This is a genomic window from Hydrogenophaga soli (assembly GCF_054777695.1).
Genome location: NZ_BAAHAK010000005.1, coordinates 1 through 14,680, shown reverse-complemented (window position 1 = coordinate 14,680; position 14,680 = coordinate 1). Strand labels below are relative to the sequence as shown.

The 14,680-nt window shown below is 67.7% G+C and carries 15 protein-coding genes; 8 read left to right on the top strand and 7 right to left on the bottom strand.

Features of this window, described 5'->3' with window-relative positions; all coding sequences use genetic code 11:
• Positions 1-46 precede the first annotated feature (46 nt).
• The 3 genes from ACYVB7_RS10215 to ACYVB7_RS10205 are packed head-to-tail and all read left to right on the top strand — an operon-like array spanning position 47 to position 2,363.
• Positions 47-844: an alpha/beta fold hydrolase gene (locus tag ACYVB7_RS10215; RefSeq protein ID WP_460507076.1), complete on the top strand. Its 798-nt coding sequence runs from the start codon at positions 47-49 to the stop codon at positions 842-844.
• Positions 844-1,638, top strand: coding sequence for a DUF1624 domain-containing protein (locus ACYVB7_RS10210; protein ID WP_460507757.1), 795 nt, complete (start codon positions 844-846; stop codon positions 1,636-1,638). Before ACYVB7_RS10215 ends, ACYVB7_RS10210 begins: the two co-directional genes overlap by 1 nt.
• Positions 1,635-2,363, top strand: coding sequence for a glutathione S-transferase family protein (locus ACYVB7_RS10205; protein WP_460507074.1), 729 nt, complete (start codon positions 1,635-1,637; stop codon positions 2,361-2,363). The genes ACYVB7_RS10210 and ACYVB7_RS10205 overlap by 4 nt, the downstream gene beginning before the upstream one ends.
• On the opposite strand, the gene ACYVB7_RS10200 is transcribed toward ACYVB7_RS10205, so the two are convergent.
• The 4 genes from ACYVB7_RS10200 to ACYVB7_RS10185 form a co-directional block, all read right to left on the bottom strand.
• Positions 2,347-3,798, bottom strand: a complete 1,452-nt coding sequence (locus tag ACYVB7_RS10200) for an aspartate aminotransferase family protein (RefSeq protein WP_460507071.1) — start codon at positions 3,796-3,798, stop codon at positions 2,347-2,349. The genes ACYVB7_RS10205 and ACYVB7_RS10200 overlap by 17 nt on opposite strands.
• A 94-nt stretch (positions 3,799-3,892) precedes the next feature.
• Complete coding sequence (locus tag ACYVB7_RS10195) at positions 3,893-4,672, bottom strand: foldase protein PrsA (protein WP_460507068.1); 780 nt, start codon at positions 4,670-4,672, stop codon at positions 3,893-3,895.
• Positions 4,673-4,724: 52 nt separating this feature from the next.
• On the bottom strand, positions 4,725-5,036 hold the full coding sequence (locus ACYVB7_RS10190; protein WP_460507066.1) for a BolA family protein: 312 nt from the start codon (positions 5,034-5,036) through the stop codon (positions 4,725-4,727).
• The gene (locus tag ACYVB7_RS10185) at positions 5,033-5,584 is read right to left on the bottom strand and encodes an inner membrane-spanning protein YciB (RefSeq protein WP_460507064.1); all 552 of its coding nucleotides are present in this window, start codon (positions 5,582-5,584) and stop codon (positions 5,033-5,035) included. The genes ACYVB7_RS10190 and ACYVB7_RS10185 overlap by 4 nt, the downstream gene beginning before the upstream one ends.
• A 68-nt stretch (positions 5,585-5,652) precedes the next feature.
• Between ACYVB7_RS10185 and murI the strand changes: the two genes are divergently transcribed.
• Entirely contained in the window at positions 5,653-6,537 is an 885-nt protein-coding gene (murI, locus tag ACYVB7_RS10180) for a glutamate racemase (RefSeq protein ID WP_460507062.1), read from the top strand.
• A gap of 42 nt (positions 6,538-6,579) precedes the next feature.
• On the opposite strand, the gene ACYVB7_RS10175 is transcribed toward murI, so the two are convergent.
• Both ACYVB7_RS10175 and msrB read right to left on the bottom strand, forming a co-directional pair.
• Entirely contained in the window at positions 6,580-7,611 is a 1,032-nt protein-coding gene (locus ACYVB7_RS10175; protein WP_460507060.1) for an LLM class flavin-dependent oxidoreductase, read from the bottom strand.
• Positions 7,608-8,048, bottom strand: coding sequence for a peptide-methionine (R)-S-oxide reductase (gene msrB, locus ACYVB7_RS10170; protein WP_460507058.1), 441 nt, complete (start codon positions 8,046-8,048; stop codon positions 7,608-7,610). The genes ACYVB7_RS10175 and msrB overlap by 4 nt, the downstream gene beginning before the upstream one ends.
• 178 nt (positions 8,049-8,226) lie before the next feature.
• Between msrB and ACYVB7_RS10165 the strand changes: the two genes are divergently transcribed.
• A complete protein-coding gene (locus tag ACYVB7_RS10165; protein WP_460507056.1) occupies positions 8,227-8,979 on the top strand; it encodes an Lcl C-terminal domain-containing protein in 753 nt (250 codons plus the stop codon).
• 98 nt (positions 8,980-9,077) lie between these two features.
• Positions 9,078-10,505, top strand: a complete 1,428-nt coding sequence (locus tag ACYVB7_RS10160) for an Lcl C-terminal domain-containing protein (protein WP_460507054.1) — start codon at positions 9,078-9,080, stop codon at positions 10,503-10,505.
• A gap of 35 nt (positions 10,506-10,540) precedes the next feature.
• Here the strand turns inward: ACYVB7_RS10160 and ACYVB7_RS10155 are convergent, their stop codons facing one another.
• Positions 10,541-12,064: a protein adenylyltransferase SelO gene (locus tag ACYVB7_RS10155; protein ID WP_460507052.1), complete on the bottom strand. Its 1,524-nt coding sequence runs from the start codon at positions 12,062-12,064 to the stop codon at positions 10,541-10,543.
• Between the two features lie 114 nt (positions 12,065-12,178).
• On the opposite strand from ACYVB7_RS10155, the gene ACYVB7_RS10150 reads away from it, so the two are divergent.
• Complete coding sequence (locus ACYVB7_RS10150) at positions 12,179-13,804, top strand: fatty-acid--CoA ligase (protein WP_460507050.1); 1,626 nt, start codon at positions 12,179-12,181, stop codon at positions 13,802-13,804.
• Positions 13,805-13,848: 44 nt separating this feature from the next.
• On the top strand, positions 13,849-14,680 hold an 832-nt coding region (locus ACYVB7_RS10145; protein WP_460507048.1), incomplete at its 3' end, for an ATP-binding protein.

Below are 14,680 nucleotides of genomic sequence, written 5' to 3'. Positions count from 1 at the left end.
ACTGAACCCGTCATTGTCCTGTGAAACCCCTTTTTGTGCCCAGACCATGAGCCCTTCGCAGACTTCCACCCCCCCTTCGTCCCCCAAGCCACCCACGGTGGTGCTGGTGCACGGTGCCTGGCACGGCGGCTGGTGCTGGCAGCGTGTGTTGCCCCTGCTGGCGCAGCACGGCCTGGCGGCCCATGCCGTCACCCTGACCGGGGTGGGCGAGCGGGCGCATTTGCTGACCGAACACATCCGCCTGTCCACCCACGTGGCCGATGTGCTGGGCCTGATCGACAGCTGGGAGCTGGATCGGGTGCTGCTGGTGGGGCACAGCTACGGCGGGCTGGTCATCACCGGCGTGGCCGATGCCTTGCTCAAGCGCCGGCCGGTCACCGCCCAGGTGGCCGGGCTGGTCTACGTGGACGCCGTCACCCCCCACCCTGGCGAAAGCTGGAGCAGCCAGCACACCCCCGAAACCGTGGCCGCCCGCCTGAAGCTGGCGCGTGAGCGTGGTGGTGGCGTGGCCATTCCGCCGCCCGATGCCGGGGCCTTTGGCCTGCACGGGCCGGACCACGAGTGGGTGAACCGCCGCCAGACCCCACAGCCCCTGGGCGTGTACCAGGACCCGCTGGACTTTGACGCCGCCGCCGTGGCCGCGCTGCCGCGCCACTTCATCGACTGCACCAGCCCCGCGCTGCCCACGGTGGCCGTCATGCGCCAGCGGGTGCGCTCCGAGCCCGGCTGGACGGTGCACGAACTGGCCACCGGCCACGACCCCATGGTCAGCGCCCCGCAAGACCTGGCCCGCCTGTTGGTGCAGGCCGCCGGGCTGCCCCAGGCCGTTGCGGCCGCGTGCTGATGCCGCAGCGCCCGCTGGACCGTCGCCACCACCGGCTGGATGCGCTGCGCACCCTGGCCATGGGGTGGATGACGGTGTTTCACTTCTGTTTTGACCTCAACCACTTCCGCCTGATCCCGCCGCAGCAGTTTCTGCTGGACCCGTTCTGGACCTGGCAGCGCACGGCCATCGTCAGCCTGTTCTTGTTCACCGCCGGGCTGTCTCAGGCGGTGGCCCTGCACGGGCAGGGGCTGCTGCAACGCCCGGTGGCGCAGCGCTTGGACGCCCGCTTCTGGCTGCGTTGGGCGCAGGTGGCCGGGTGTGCGCTGCTGGTCAGCGCCGGGTCGGCGGTGATGTTTCCCCACAGCTACATCTACTTTGGCGTGTTGCACGGCCTGGCCGTGATGCTGCTGCTGGCCCGCCTGTGTGCGGGCTGGGGCCGGGTGCTGTGGTGGGCGGGGGTGGGGGTGATTGCTCTTCAATTTGTAGCTGCTTACGCTTTATATGAAAGCGCTGCACTCGATTTTTTCAATGAAAAATCGCTCAACTGGCTGGGCCTGATCAGCCGCAAACCCTTCACCGAGGACTACGTGCCCCTGGTGCCCTGGCTGGCCGCCGTGGCGTGGGGTCTGGCCGCGGGCCTGTGGGTGCTGCGCCACCGTCCGCACTGGCTGCAACCCACGGCCCCCAGCGCGTGGGAGCGGCGGTGGATGCCCCGCCTGGCCGCACCCGGCCGCTGGAGCCTGAGCTACTACATGCTGCACCAGCCGGTGCTGATGGGCGTTTTGATGCTGTGGACCACCTGGAACCGATGACCGCCATGATTCACCTCTACCGCTACCTGCCCGCCTGGGGCCAGGCCGACATTTCGCCGTTTTGCCGCAAGGTGCTGGCCTACCTGGACCACCGCGGCTGGCCCTACCAGGCGCAGACCGTGGTGCCCAACCAGTCGCCCACGGGCAAGCTGCCGTGCGCGGTGATCGACGGGCAGGTGGTGGCCGATTCCAGCCACATCCTGGCGGTGCTGGAGCAGCGCCACCCGCAGCCGCTGGACGCCCACCTCAGCCCCGCGCAACAGGCCTTGTCCCGTGCCATCCAGTCCCTGCTGGAAGAAGACCTGTACTTCGTGCTGGTGTGGCTGCGCTGGGTGGACGACGCGGGCTGGGCGCATTACCGCCCCGTCATCCGGCAGTACCTGCAAACCGTGAAGGTGCCGGGCTGGGTGTCCGGTTTCGTGGCCGACCGCATCCGCGCCTCGGTGGCCAAAAGCCTGCGCATGCAGGGGGTGGGGCGGCGCAGCCCCGCGGAGATTGAAGCCCGGGGCGTGGAACTGGTGGACGCCTTCCACACCCTGCTGGGCGAGGGGCCCTACGTGCTGGGTGAACAGATGCACCTGATCGACTTCAGCGCGGTGGCCCTCATCGACGGGTTGCTGAGCCCACCCTTCGACCACGCCGTGGCCCGCCATGCCCGCAGCCTGCCCCGGTTGGTGGCCTACGCCGCCCGCATGAACGCGCCGCGGCTCACACCAGCTGGCTGATCACCTCGTCAAACGCCGACAGCAGGCGGTCCACGTCGGCCTGGGTGTGGGCGGGGCTGACCAGCATCATGTTGTGGAACGGGGTGATGAGCACGCCCCGGTTGAGCAGCCCCAGGTGGATGAGGTGCTCCAGCTCGCTGTCCAGCGCCTGGCCGGCCTCGGTGCCGTTGCGCGGCGGGGTGGGGCAGAACTGGAACTCGGTGCGCGCGCCCACCTGCGTCACGCACCAGGGCAGGTGGCGGCGGGCGATGTGGCCCCGCAAGCCCTCGGCCAACCGGGTGGCCAGCGCCTGCATGTGGGCGTAGGCGGCGGGTGTCATCACCTCGGTCAGGCAGGCCCGCATGGCGGCCATGGCCAGCATGTTGCCGGTGAGGGTGGTGCCAATGCCCGAGTGGCCGGGCGGCGCATCGTGTTTGGCCTGCACGGCGGCAGCGGCCAGTTCGGCTGAAAAACCGTACACCGCGCTGGGCACACCGCCGCCCACGGGTTTGCCCAGCACCACGGCGTCAGGGCGCAGGCCGTGGGCCTGGGTGTAACCGCCGGGGCCGGTGCTGATGGTGTGGGTTTCGTCCACCACCAGCCAGGCCCCGGCCTGGCGGATCAGGGCCTGGGCAGCCTCCCAGTAACTGGGCTCGGGCAGCACCATGCCGATGTTGGTCATGACCGGTTCGGCCAGCACGCAGGCCACGTCGCCCGCGGCCAGCGCGGCTTGCAGGGCGGGCAGGTCGTTGAACTCCACCACCACGGTGTGGGCCCGCAGGTCGTGCACCTGGCCCAGCAGGCTGTCGCGCTGGGTGGGCTGGCCGTGCACCAGGTCCACAAACACGTCTTCCACCGTGCCGTGGTAGCAGCCGTTGAACACCAGCAGCTTGGTCTTGGCCGACCCGGGGTGGCGGTGTGCGGCCACGGCGCGAATCCAGCGCAGCACGTAGCGGTTGGCGTCGGTGGCGCTGAGGGCAAATTGCCATTGGGGCAGGCCGAAGCGCTGCGCCAGCTGCTGGCCCACGATGGCGGCGTCCTCGGTGGCCAGCATGGTGGTGTAGCCGCGGGTGGCCTGCCGCTGCAAGGCGGCGGCCACGGGGGCAGGGGCGTGGCCGAACATGGCCCCGGTGTCGCCCAGGCAGAAGTCGGTGAGGGTGTGGCCGTCCACGTCGGTCACGCAGGCGCCCTGGGCCTGGGCCAGGTGCAGTGGGAAGGGGGTGCCCCAGTCGGTCATCCAGTGCAGGGGCACACCAAACATCAGGTGCTGGCGGGCCTGGGCGGCGAGTGCGGCGGATTGGGGGTGGGCCTGTTCAAACCGCTGGCGCTCACGGGTGGCAAAGGCCTGGGCGCGGGGCCAGTCCAGGCCGGGGCGTGAAGGGCGGGTCGACGCGGGAGACCCCGCAGCGGCGGCTGTGGGGGGCGGGACGGGGGTGGACTTGGCTGGGCTGTGCATGGTGGTTCCACATTCAAGCAAAAAAATCTCGTGGACATGGAGCCAATGAAAAACGGCCCCGAAGGGCCGTTGTGCAGGGGCAAGCCGCCAGGGCTTACTTGATGGTGGCGGCCTTGCGCAGGCCTTCCTGGAACTGGGTCAGCTTTTGCTGGCCCAGTTGCTGTTTGATCTGGGGAGCCACTTCTTCCATGCTGGGCAGCTTGGCTTCGCGCACGTCGTCCACGCGGATGATGTGGTAGCCGAACTGGCTCTTGACGGGCTCGACGCTGGTTTCGCCCTTGGCCAGCTTGACCAGGGCGTCAGAGAACTCGGGCACGTAGCTGCCGGGAGCGGCCCAGTCCAGGTCGCCACCCTTGGCACCGGAGCCGGGGTCCTTGGACAGCTTCTTGGCCAGTTCTTCGAACTTGGCACCCTTCTTCAGGTCGGCCAGGATGGCCTTGGCTTCGTCTTCCTTTTCCACCAGGATGTGGCTGGCCTTGAATTCCTTGCCACCGTTGGCGGCCACGAACTTGTCGTACTCGGCCTTGACGTCGGCGTCGGTGACGGGGTTCTTCTTGTTGAAGTCGTTGAACAGCTCGCGGATCAGGATGGTCTGGCGGGCCAGTTCCATCTGGGCCTTGACGTCGGCATTGCCGGCCAGGCCACGCTTGGCGGCTTCTTGCATGAACACTTCACGCAGGATCACTTCTTCCTTGATCTGGGCCTTCACCTCGTCGTTCACCGGACGGCCTGTCTTGGCGATTTGGTCGGCCAGCATGTCCACGCGCGACATGGGCACGGGCTTGCCGTTGACCACCGCCACGTTCTGGGCCGATGCGAAAGAGGAAGACAGGGTCAGCACCGCCACGGCGGCCAGGGTGAGGATGGGTTTCATGTGAGATGAAAGGGAGGAAAGAAAACAGGAACTTTGCCGGTTGAAACGAGGCTCAGACTGGAGTGGTGGGCACAAGTTCAATGGCCAGCGCATGCAGGCCAGCGTCCATGTAAGGGCGCAAAGCATCATACACAAGCCGATGGGCCGCCACCCGCGACAGGCCTGCAAAGGCCGCTCCGCCAATGCGCACCCGAAAGTGCGTGCCTGCACTGCGCCCTTGGGCACCGGCATGGCCTGCGTGTGCGGCCGACTCGTCCAGCACCTCCAGCACCTGGGGCTGCAGCGCGGTGCTCAGGGTGTGGTGCAGGGCCTGGGCGCTGGGGAAGGCGAGGGGTGCGTCCATGAGGGTGGCGGTGGGGGTCATGGTTGGTCGGGGGCAGGCGGTTCGTCGGTTTTCAGGTGGCGGGCGATGTAGAGGCCCTGGCCCACGATGAACATCAGCGGGAACACATACCCCCACAGCTTGAAGTTGACCCACTCGTCGGTGCTGAAATAGGCGGCCACGTAGCCGTTGATGCCGCTCATGAACAGGAAGTAGGCCACCCACACGGTGTTGAGGCGGTCCCACACGGCAGTGGGCAGTGTGAGTTGTGTGCCCAGCAGCAGCTGCAGCAGGTTCTTTTTCCACACCCACAGCGCCAGGGCCAGCACCAGGGCCATGCCGATGTAGAGCACCGTGGGTTTCCATTTGATGAAGCGTTCGTCCTGCAGCACCAGCGTGAGCGTGCCGAACAGCAGCACCAGGCCCAAGGTGACCTTTTGCAGGGTGGCCAGCTTGCGGTCGATGGCGTACATCACCCCGCTTTGCACCAGGGTGGCGGCCATCAGCACCGCCGTGCCCGCGTAAATGCCGTGCCACTTGTAGGCGGCCACAAACAGGGCGATGGGAAAGAAGTCGAGCAGGATGCGCATGGGCGGCGATTATCGGGGCAGTGTCATGCAGGCCATGCAGAATAGCGGCCACCGCCCTTGGGCTTGTGATGTTGTTGCCCCCCGCCGTGTCTGCCGCTTCCACCGCTGTACCTGTTGCTGCTTCCGCCATCTTCCCCGTGGTGGACGCGACCGCGCCGCTGGGCGTGTTCGACTCGGGGCTGGGCGGCTTGTCGGTGCTGCGGGCCATTCACCAGGCGCTGCCGGGTGAAGACCTGCTGTATGTGGCCGATTCGGGCCACGCCCCGTATGGCGACCGCGACGCCGCCTACATCATCGAGCGCTCCATGGCCATGGTGGACTTCCTGGTGGGCCAAGGGGCCAAGGCGGTGGTGGTGGCCTGCAACACGGCCACGGTGGTGGCGGTGTCCGAGCTGCGCCAGCGCATCCAGGCGCATGCGCACATTCCCATCGTGGCGCTGGAGCCCGCCATCAAACCCGCCGCGGCCCTCACCCGCAGCGGGGTGGTGGGGGTGCTGGCCACCACACGCACGGTGAACAGCCCGTCGGTGGCCCGCTTGTGTGCACAGTTTGGCCAGGGCGTGGACATCCGGCTGCAAGCCTGTCCGGGCCTGGTGACGCAGGTGGAGCGGGGCGAGCTGGACACCCCGGCCACGCGTGAGCTGGTTCAAACCTATGTGCAGCCCTTGGTGGAGGCCGGGGCCGACACCCTGGTGCTGGGCTGCACGCACTACCCGTTTCTGGAACCGCTGATCCGCGAGGTGGCCGGGCCGGGGGTGACGCTGGTGGAGTCGTCGGCGGCGGTGGCTCGCGAACTGACCCGGCGCACCGAAGACCGCCGCCACCCCCAACACGCCAGCCGCACGGGCGAGGTGCGGTTTTTCACCACCGACGACGTGGCGCAGGCCCGCACGCGCATGTCCACGCTGTGGGGGCAGGCGGTGCAGGTGCAGGCGGTGAATGCCGAGGATTGAAGCCTTTTTGGCCTCTCGCGCTTTCAAATAAAGCGCAAGCAGCTATGGTTTTTGTAGTTTTTCCACGGCGCTGGCCGCCAGCGTGAGCGAGCGCAGGCGCAGTTCGGGGTCGAACACGTCGCACACCAGCATGAATTCGTCGGCCTCGGTGGCGCGCCACAGGCGTTGCAGTTGCGTCTGCACCGTGGCGGGGCTGCCGATGGCAGCGCAGGCCAGGAAGTCGTTGACGGTGGCCCGTTCGTGCGCGGGCAGGTCGTCCATGAAGCCCGGCACCGGCGGCGGCAGCAGGCCGCGCCGCCCGGTGACGATGCCCAGCACCCGCTGCTGCACGCTGGAGGCCAGCAGCTCGGCTTCGTCGTCGGTGGGGGCCACCACCACCGGGGCGGCCACCATGGCATGCGGCTGGGGCTGCTGGGCCGATGCCCGGAAGTGCTGGCGGTACACCGCCAGCGCCTCGTGCAGCATTTGCGGCGCAAAGTGGCTGGCAAAGGCGTAGGGCAGGCCCATTTCACCGGCCAGGCGGGCCGAATACAGGCTGGAGCCCAGCAGCCACAGCGGCACCTGGGTGCCCGCCCCCGGCATGGCCACCAGCCGTTGGTCGGGTTGGGCCGGGGACAGCAGGTGGCGCAGTTCGGACACGTCGCGGGGGAAGTCTTCTTCCATCTCCACCCGGCTGCGGCGCAGGGCGCGCAGGGTCAGCGGGTCGGTGCCGGGCGCGCGGCCCAGCCCCAGGTCGATGCGGTGGGGGTACAGCTCGGCCAGGGTGCCAAAGGCTTCGGCCACCACCAGGGGCGCATGGTTGGGCAGCATGACGCCACCCGAGCCCACGCGGATGCGCTGCGTGCCCCCGGCCACATGGCCCACCAGCACGGCGGTGGCCGAGCTGGCAATGCCGGGCATGTTGTGGTGCTCGGCCATCCAGTAGCGGGTGAAGCCCAGGGCTTCCACATGGCGGGCGGTGCGCAAGGCCAGGGCCAGGGCGTCGGCCACGGTGGCCCCTTGGCGCACGGCCACCAGGTCCAGCATGGAGACGGGCAGGGGATAGGGGCCGGAAGGCGAAGGCATTGCGCTCATGGCCGGGGGTCTTTCGGGTCGGCAGGCTGGTGTTCCAGGGCGGCGGAGTTCATGCAGTAGCGCAGGCCGGTGGGGGTGGGGCCGTCTTCGAACACATGGCCCAGGTGGGCGCCGCACTGGCTGCACACGGTTTCCACGCGCCGCATGCCAAAGCTGTGGTCGGGCACTTCGGTGATGGCCCCGGGCACGGCCTGCGCAAAGCTGGGCCAGCCGCAACCGGCGTCGAACTTGGTGTCGGCGCTGAACAGGGTGTTGCCGCAGCACACGCAGTGGTAGCTGCCATCGGCCCACACGGTTTCGTACCGGCCCGTGAACGGGCGTTCGGTGCGGGCATGGCGGGTCACTTCGTAGGCCAGGGGCTCGGCCTGGCCCTGGGCCACTTTGTCGGCCAGCAGGGCACGCCATTCGGCGTCGGTTTTCTGGATGGGGTGGGTCATGGGGCTTCAGGGGTCAGGAACATCGAACCGCAGGTCTGCAAGGGTAGGGCAAAGTGCAAGCCCGTGTGGGCCAACGGGTGCCTCAACACGTCGCGGCCAGGACGCCGGGGGGACTATCGGTGTGCAACCGCCTGGTGCATCATCGGCTTTTCCTCAATTTTTGAGGTTGAGGCACGCCATGCACCGTTCCTTGTGGTGCTCGCCACTTCACACCACCGCACTGACCGTCGGCATGGCTGCACTGGGCTGCACATCGGTGTTGGCGCAAACAGGGCGTTTGAACGACACGGGGCAGACCGCGTGTTACGACGTCAGCCACGCCGCCGTGGCGTGTGACGCTGCCACCGCGGGCAACAGCGGCACGCGCCCCCACCAGGATGGGCGCCATGGGCGCGATGCGGCGCAGGCCGCCGGTGTGTTGCCGACCAAGACCGGGGGCGGCTCGGCGGGGTTTGATTATTCGTGTGTGTTGTGGAACGGGACCGTGGTCAACAGCCCCACTTGCACCAGCACCCTCACGGCCAACACCACGGGCACCGCCAGCGGCAGCCCGTCCACCGATTGGGCGTGCACCCTCGACAACGTGACCGGCCTGGTGTGGAGCCTGCAAACCCAGAATGCCACTTGGAGCACCGCCGTTGCCGCCTCCTACCCCAACGCCGGACACAACAGTGCCAACCGTTGCGGCCACAGCACGGGTTGGCGGCTGCCCACCCGGCGTGAGCTGCTGAGCATCGTGCACTGGGGCCAGTGGGACCCCTCCATCGACGCCACCTACTTCCCGGCCACCACCAGCGATTGGCATTGGAGCAGTGAACCGGCGGCCTTCAACGCCGATTTTGCGTGGTTGGTCTATTTCAGCGACGGCACGACCATGGCGTACTACAAGACCAGTCCATATTTCGTGCGCCTGGTGCGCGGTGTGCCGTGATGGGGTTTGTCATGGCATCGCTCGTCGCCGTCCCACCCCCATTCAGGTTTTCGCCAAGGTGCGCCCTGAAACGGGTGGGGGTGTGTCTGATGGTGGCCGTGCTGCTCCTGTTGGCGTCGGCCGCCCACGCGGCGTTCAACGTCAATGCCGATGGCACCGTGACCGACACCTCCACCGGGTTGGTGTGGGACCGTTGCGTGCTGGGCAGCCGCACCAGCGCGGCCACGTCTTGCGCCGCCAACACCAACGCCACGTACACCTGGGCCGATGCCTTGGCCGAGGTGAGTGCCCGCAACACCGCCGTTCACCTGGGGTACAGCGATTGGCGCTTGCCCAGCATCCGGGAGTTGGAGAGTCTGGTGGACACCAGCGTGCCCGTGTGGCCCACCGTGGACGGCACTGCGTTCCCCGACACCCCGACCGGTGGCGATACCTGGGGCAATGGGGGGCACTGGTCGTCCACCTCCTATGCGTTTGACCCCACCTGGGCTTGGGTGGTGGAGTTCAGTTTTGGGTACGCCAACTCCGGGGACAAGGGGGATGTTCTTTACGTGCGCCTGGTGCGGGCTGGGCAGTCCCTGTCCGCCTTCGACGGTTTGCTGCCTGTGGTGGACGGCACTTGCGGCAGTGCCCATGGCACCACGCCATTGGTGACCAGCGCCCCGTCTGCCAACCTGTGTGGGGTGGGTGGCACGGCCAGCAGCGTGGTGGTCGGCTCCAGTGCCTACGGTTGGACTTGTGCGGGGAGCAACGGAGGGGCGACCGCCAGCTGCAGCGCCAGCCGGGGGTACACCGTCACCCCCAACCCGGGCACAGGGGGCAGCCTGAATCCCGCGGGGGCGCAGGTGGTGGCGTACAACGCCACACCCAGCTTCACCGCCTCGGCCCAAAGCGGGTACACCCTGTCGAGCATGAGTGGGTGCGGCGGCAGCTGGGGAGGGGGGAGCGTCTACACCGTGGGGGCCATCACGGCCGATTGCACCGTCAACGCCGCCTTCACGCTGAACACCGCCTACAGTGGCCCGGCACCCACCGGCACCGGAACGGTGAGCGCTGCCTTGGCTGGAGGGGCCTCGTGTGGTTTTGCCAGCGTGGGGCAGCAGTCCGCGGCCTCGGTGGCACCTGTGCCGCCGGGCGTGACCTTTCCCCATGGCGTGGTGGCCTTCACCACCAACAGCTGTTCCCTTGGGGGCGCCATCACCGTCACCCTCACGTACCCCAGTGCCTTGCCTGCAGGCACCCAGCTTTACAAATATGGCCCGGCCACGGCAGGGGCCAGTCCCAGCTGGTACGTGCACCCGGCCACCATCAGCGGCAACACCATCACCTACAGCGTGACCGACAACGGGCAGGGCGACAGCAACAACACCGCCGGTGTCATCACCGATCCGGGCGGGCCGGGCATTCCCGGCGGCGTTGTGGTGGGTGTGCCCGCGGGGCGCACAGGGTGGTGGGCATTGCTGGTGGCGTTGCTGGCGGGCATGGGCGCGCTGCGGATGAGCAAGCGTCGCCGGTCCCAACGTTGACGTCAGTGCGGGTAGGCGCGGCGACCGAAGGGGCTTCAGGAGGAACAGCTGACGCTCAGGCCCGCGGCCCAATCGGGGGGCAGGCCGGCCCAGGCGTCGAAGGTGGGGTGTTCGTCAAAGGGGGATTGCAACACGCCCAGCAGTTGGTGGACGGTGCTGAAGTCCCCGGCCTGTGCGTGCTCGATGGCCGTTTGCGCCAGGTGGTTGCGCAACACGTATTTGGGGTTGGTGTTGAGCATCAAAATGGCATCTGGCGCTTTATTTAAAAGCGCAAGCAGCTCTGAATACGATAGCAACCATCGCGCCAGGGCTTCGCGGTCGATGAACAGGTCGGCCAGCGCCCGGCCTGCGGGGTGGCTGTCCAGGGGCTGGGGGCGGCCCGCCGCCACCCAGTGGCTGAGGCGACGCCAGAACAGCGTGTGGTCCACCCGTTCGGTGGCCAGCAGCTGCAGGGCTTGCACCGACAACTGGCGCAGTGGGTTGGGGGCGTTGGCGTCGGTGCTGGTGCCGCCTGCGGCGTCGGCGGGCAGCCCCAGTTTGGCGGCCATGCGCTGGTCCAGCTGGGTGGCAAACACCTCGGCATGGTCTTCCAGGGCGGCCAGGGCATCTTCGGGGTTGCCGATGAGGGGCAGCAGCGCCTGGGCCAGGCAGAACAGGTTCCAGCGCGCCACCGCAGGCTGGCGGGCGTAGGCGTAGCGGCCCTGGCTGTCGGTGTGGTTGCAGATGTGGTGGGGGTCGAACCCGTCCATGAACTGGAAGGGGCCGTAGTCCAGCGTGAGGCCCAGCAGGCTCATGTTGTCGGTGTTCATCACCCCATGGCAAAAACCTACGGCCTGCCACTGTGCCAGCAGGGCGGCGGTGGCGTGGCTCACGGCCCGCAGCCAGGCGGTGTAGGGGTGGGGGGTCTGGTGGCAGTGGGGGTAGAAGCGGTCGATGACGTGGTCGGCCAGCGCCTTCAACACCTCGTGCTGGCCGCTGTACGAAAAATGCTCCATGTGCCCAAAGCGCAGGAAGCTGGGGGCCACACGGGTGACGACGGCGGCGGTTTCCACCGTTTCGCGCGCCACCGGCTGGGGCGAGCCCACCAGGGCCAGCGCCCGGGTGGTGGGGATGCCCAGGCCGTGCATGGCCTCGCTGCACAAAAATTCGCGGATGCTGCTGCGCAGCACGGCCCGCCCGTCGCCCATGCGCGAAAACGGTGTGAGCCCCGCGCCTTTGATTTGCACTTCCATGGGGCCCTGGGGCGAGGGCAGTTCGCCCAGCAGCAGGGCCCGGCCATCGCCCAGGCGCCCGGCCCAGTGTCCGAACTGGTGGCCGCTGTAGACGGTGGCCAGCGTGGGGCCGTGGGTGGGCAGGCGGTTGCCGCCCAGCAGGGCCAGCGCGTCGGGGCTGGCCAGCCAGTCCGCGTCCAGGCCCAGTTCGGCGGCCAGGGCGTCCGAGCGGGCCACCCAGTGCAGCGCGGGCAGGGGGGTGGGGGCCACTTCGAAGGCCAGGCCGGGGAGGGCGCGGGCCAAGCCACTGGGCTGCAACGGAGGGGCGGTGAAGGGGGCCGTGGGCATGGCCGCGATTGTCCGGTGCGCGACTTGCACCTGCTGGGGCAGGGGTTATGGGCTGGTCTACCATAGGGACAGCGCCCTTCATCCCGGGCCACACACACCACAAGAGGAGATGCCATGCTGGGTTTGATGCAACACCATTCGCTGTTGATTTCGTCGCTCATTGAGCACGCTGACCGTCACCACCCCGAGGGGGAAGTGGTGTCGCGCCGGGTGGAAGGTGACATCCACCGCTACACCTGGGCCGACGTGGCCCGCCGCTCGCGCCAGCTGGCCCATGCGCTGGATGGCGAAAACCTGGCCTTCAGCGACCGGGTGGCCACCCTGGCCTGGAACGGCTACCGCCACCTGGAGCTGTACTACGGCGTCAGCGGCACGGGCCGTGTGCTGCACACCCTCAACCCGCGCCTGCACCCGCAGCAGCTGGCCTGGATCGTCAACCACGCCGAAGACCAGGTGCTGTGTTTTGACATGACCTTTTTGCCCCTGGTGCAGGCCGTGCACGCCAAGTGCCCCACGGTGCGCAAGTGGGTGGCGCTGTGTGACGCCGACAAGCTGCCCGCCGACAGCGGCATTCCCAACCTGGTGAGTTACGAAGCCTGGATTGCCCAGCACCCCACCACCTACACCTGGCCGGAGTTCGACGAAAACTCCGCCTCCAGCCTGTGCTACACCAGCGGCACCACCGGCAACCCCAAGGGCGTGTTGTACAGCCACCGCTCCACGCTGCTGCACGCCTACGGCGGGTGTTTGCCCGATGCGCTGAACATCAGCGCCCGCGACAGCGTGCTGCCCGTGGTGCCCATGTTCCACGTCAACGCCTGGGGCCTGCCGTACTGTGCGGCGGCGGTGGGCTGCAAGGTGGTGTTTCCCGGCCCGGCGCTGGACGGCAAGTCGGTGTACGAGCTGATCGAGGCCGAGGGCGTGACCATGGCCGCCGGGGTGCCCACGGTGTGGCAGATGCTGCTGGGCCACATGCAGACGGCGGGCGTGCGTTTCTCCACGCTCAACCGCACCGTCATCGGCGGCTCGGCCTGCCCCCCGGCCATGCTGGCCACCTTCCAGGACACCTACAACGTGGAGGTGCTGCACGCCTGGGGCATGACCGAGATGTCGCCCCTGGGCACGGTGTGCACCCTCAAGAACAAACACCTGGCCATGGACGCAGCCGGGCGCATGAAGGTGCGCCTCAAGCAGGGCCGTGCCGTGTACGGGGTGGACATGAAAATCGTCGATCCCGAAGGCAAGGAACTGCCGTGGGACGGCAAAACCTTTGGCGACTTGCTGGTGCGCGGCTCGTGGATCATCGACCGTTACTTCAAGGGCGAAGGCTCGCCGCTGGTGGACGGCTGGTTCCCCACGGGCGACGTGGCCACCATCGACGCCGACGGTTTCATGCAGATCACCGACCGCAGCAAGGACGTGATCAAGTCGGGCGGCGAGTGGATCAGCTCCATCGACGTGGAGAACATCGCCATGGCGCACCCGGCGGTGGCCATGGCCGCCTGCATCGGCATGCCGCACCCCAAGTGGGACGAGCGGCCCATTGTGGTGGTGGCACTCAAGCCCGGGGCGGACGTCAGCCGCGAAGAGCTGCTGGCCTTCTACGAGGGCAGGATTGCCAAATGGCAGACCCCCGATGACGTGGTGTTTGTGCCCACCATTCCGCTGGGGGCCACCGGCAAGATGATGAAGGTCACCTTGCGCGAGCAGCTCAAGGACTACAAGCTGCCCGGGCTTTGAGGCCCTGTCACAGTCACAATGCAGCGCCTGCCCAAAATTGCCCCATGACGCCGCCCACCGCTCCACACACCCGCCGCAAAAAACTGCCCATTGGCATCCAGAGTTTTGCCAAGCTGCGCGAGGGCGATGCGCACTACTACGTGGACAAGTCGGGCATGGCGGTGGATCTGGCGCAAAACGGCAACTGCTACTTTTTGAGCCGCCCGCGCCGCTTTGGCAAAAGCCTGTTCCTGGACACGCTCAAACAGCTGTTCGAAGGCAAGCGCTCGCTGTTTGAAGGCTTGGCGGCAGACTCTCGCTGGGATTGGGGGCGCACCCACCCGGTCATTCGCATCAGCTTTGGGGGCGGGGTGCTCAAGAACCGGGCCGACCTGGACGCGGTGCTGCACCAGAAGCTGCACGAACACGAAACCCTGTTTGGCCTGCCCGCGCAGTTTCCCGATGCCCGCAGCCGCCTGGCCGATTTGCTGCTGCGTGTGCACCAGACCACCGGCCAAACCGCGGTGGTGCTGGTGGACGAATACGACAAACCCATTCTGGACAACATCACCAACAGCGCTGTGGCGCTGGACATGCGCGAAGGCCTCAAGGACTTCTACAGCGTGCTCAAAGACGCCGACGAGCACCTGCGCTTTGTCTTCATCACCGGGGTGAGCAAGTTCAGCAAGGTGAGTTTGTTCTCCGGCCTCAACCACCTCAAGGACATCACGCTGGACCCCCGCTACAGCGCCCTGTGTGGCTACACCGATGCCGACGTGGACACGGTGTTTGCCCCGGAGTTCGCCCCCGAGCTGCCCGCGTTGGACCGCCAGGAGGTGCGCCGCTGGTACAACGGCTACAACTGGCTGGGCGAAAGCGTCTACAACCCCTTTGACC

What these genes read in the sequence shown, in the direction of transcription:
- ACYVB7_RS10210 (WP_460507757.1), top strand. Translation starts at nt 844, where the DNA reads ATGCCGCAGCGCCCGCTGGACCGTCGCCACCACCGGCTGGATGCGCTG.
- ACYVB7_RS10200 (WP_460507071.1), bottom strand. Translation starts at nt 3,798, where the DNA reads ATGCACAGCCCAGCCAAGTCCACCCCCGTCCCGCCCCCCACAGCCGCC.
- ACYVB7_RS10150 (WP_460507050.1), top strand. Translation starts at nt 12,179, where the DNA reads ATGCTGGGTTTGATGCAACACCATTCGCTGTTGATTTCGTCGCTCATT.
- ACYVB7_RS10190 (WP_460507066.1), bottom strand. Translation starts at nt 5,036, where the DNA reads ATGACCCCCACCGCCACCCTCATGGACGCACCCCTCGCCTTCCCCAGC.
- ACYVB7_RS10165 (WP_460507056.1), top strand. Translation starts at nt 8,227, where the DNA reads ATGCACCGTTCCTTGTGGTGCTCGCCACTTCACACCACCGCACTGACC.
- ACYVB7_RS10205 (WP_460507074.1), top strand. Translation starts at nt 1,635, where the DNA reads ATGACCGCCATGATTCACCTCTACCGCTACCTGCCCGCCTGGGGCCAG.
- ACYVB7_RS10155 (WP_460507052.1), bottom strand. Translation starts at nt 12,064, where the DNA reads ATGCCCACGGCCCCCTTCACCGCCCCTCCGTTGCAGCCCAGTGGCTTG.
- ACYVB7_RS10185 (WP_460507064.1), bottom strand. Translation starts at nt 5,584, where the DNA reads ATGCGCATCCTGCTCGACTTCTTTCCCATCGCCCTGTTTGTGGCCGCC.
- ACYVB7_RS10195 (WP_460507068.1), bottom strand. Translation starts at nt 4,672, where the DNA reads ATGAAACCCATCCTCACCCTGGCCGCCGTGGCGGTGCTGACCCTGTCT.
- murI (WP_460507062.1), top strand. Translation starts at nt 5,653, where the DNA reads ATGTTGTTGCCCCCCGCCGTGTCTGCCGCTTCCACCGCTGTACCTGTT.
- msrB (WP_460507058.1), bottom strand. Translation starts at nt 8,048, where the DNA reads ATGACCCACCCCATCCAGAAAACCGACGCCGAATGGCGTGCCCTGCTG.
- ACYVB7_RS10215 (WP_460507076.1), top strand. Translation starts at nt 47, where the DNA reads ATGAGCCCTTCGCAGACTTCCACCCCCCCTTCGTCCCCCAAGCCACCC.
- ACYVB7_RS10175 (WP_460507060.1), bottom strand. Translation starts at nt 7,611, where the DNA reads ATGAGCGCAATGCCTTCGCCTTCCGGCCCCTATCCCCTGCCCGTCTCC.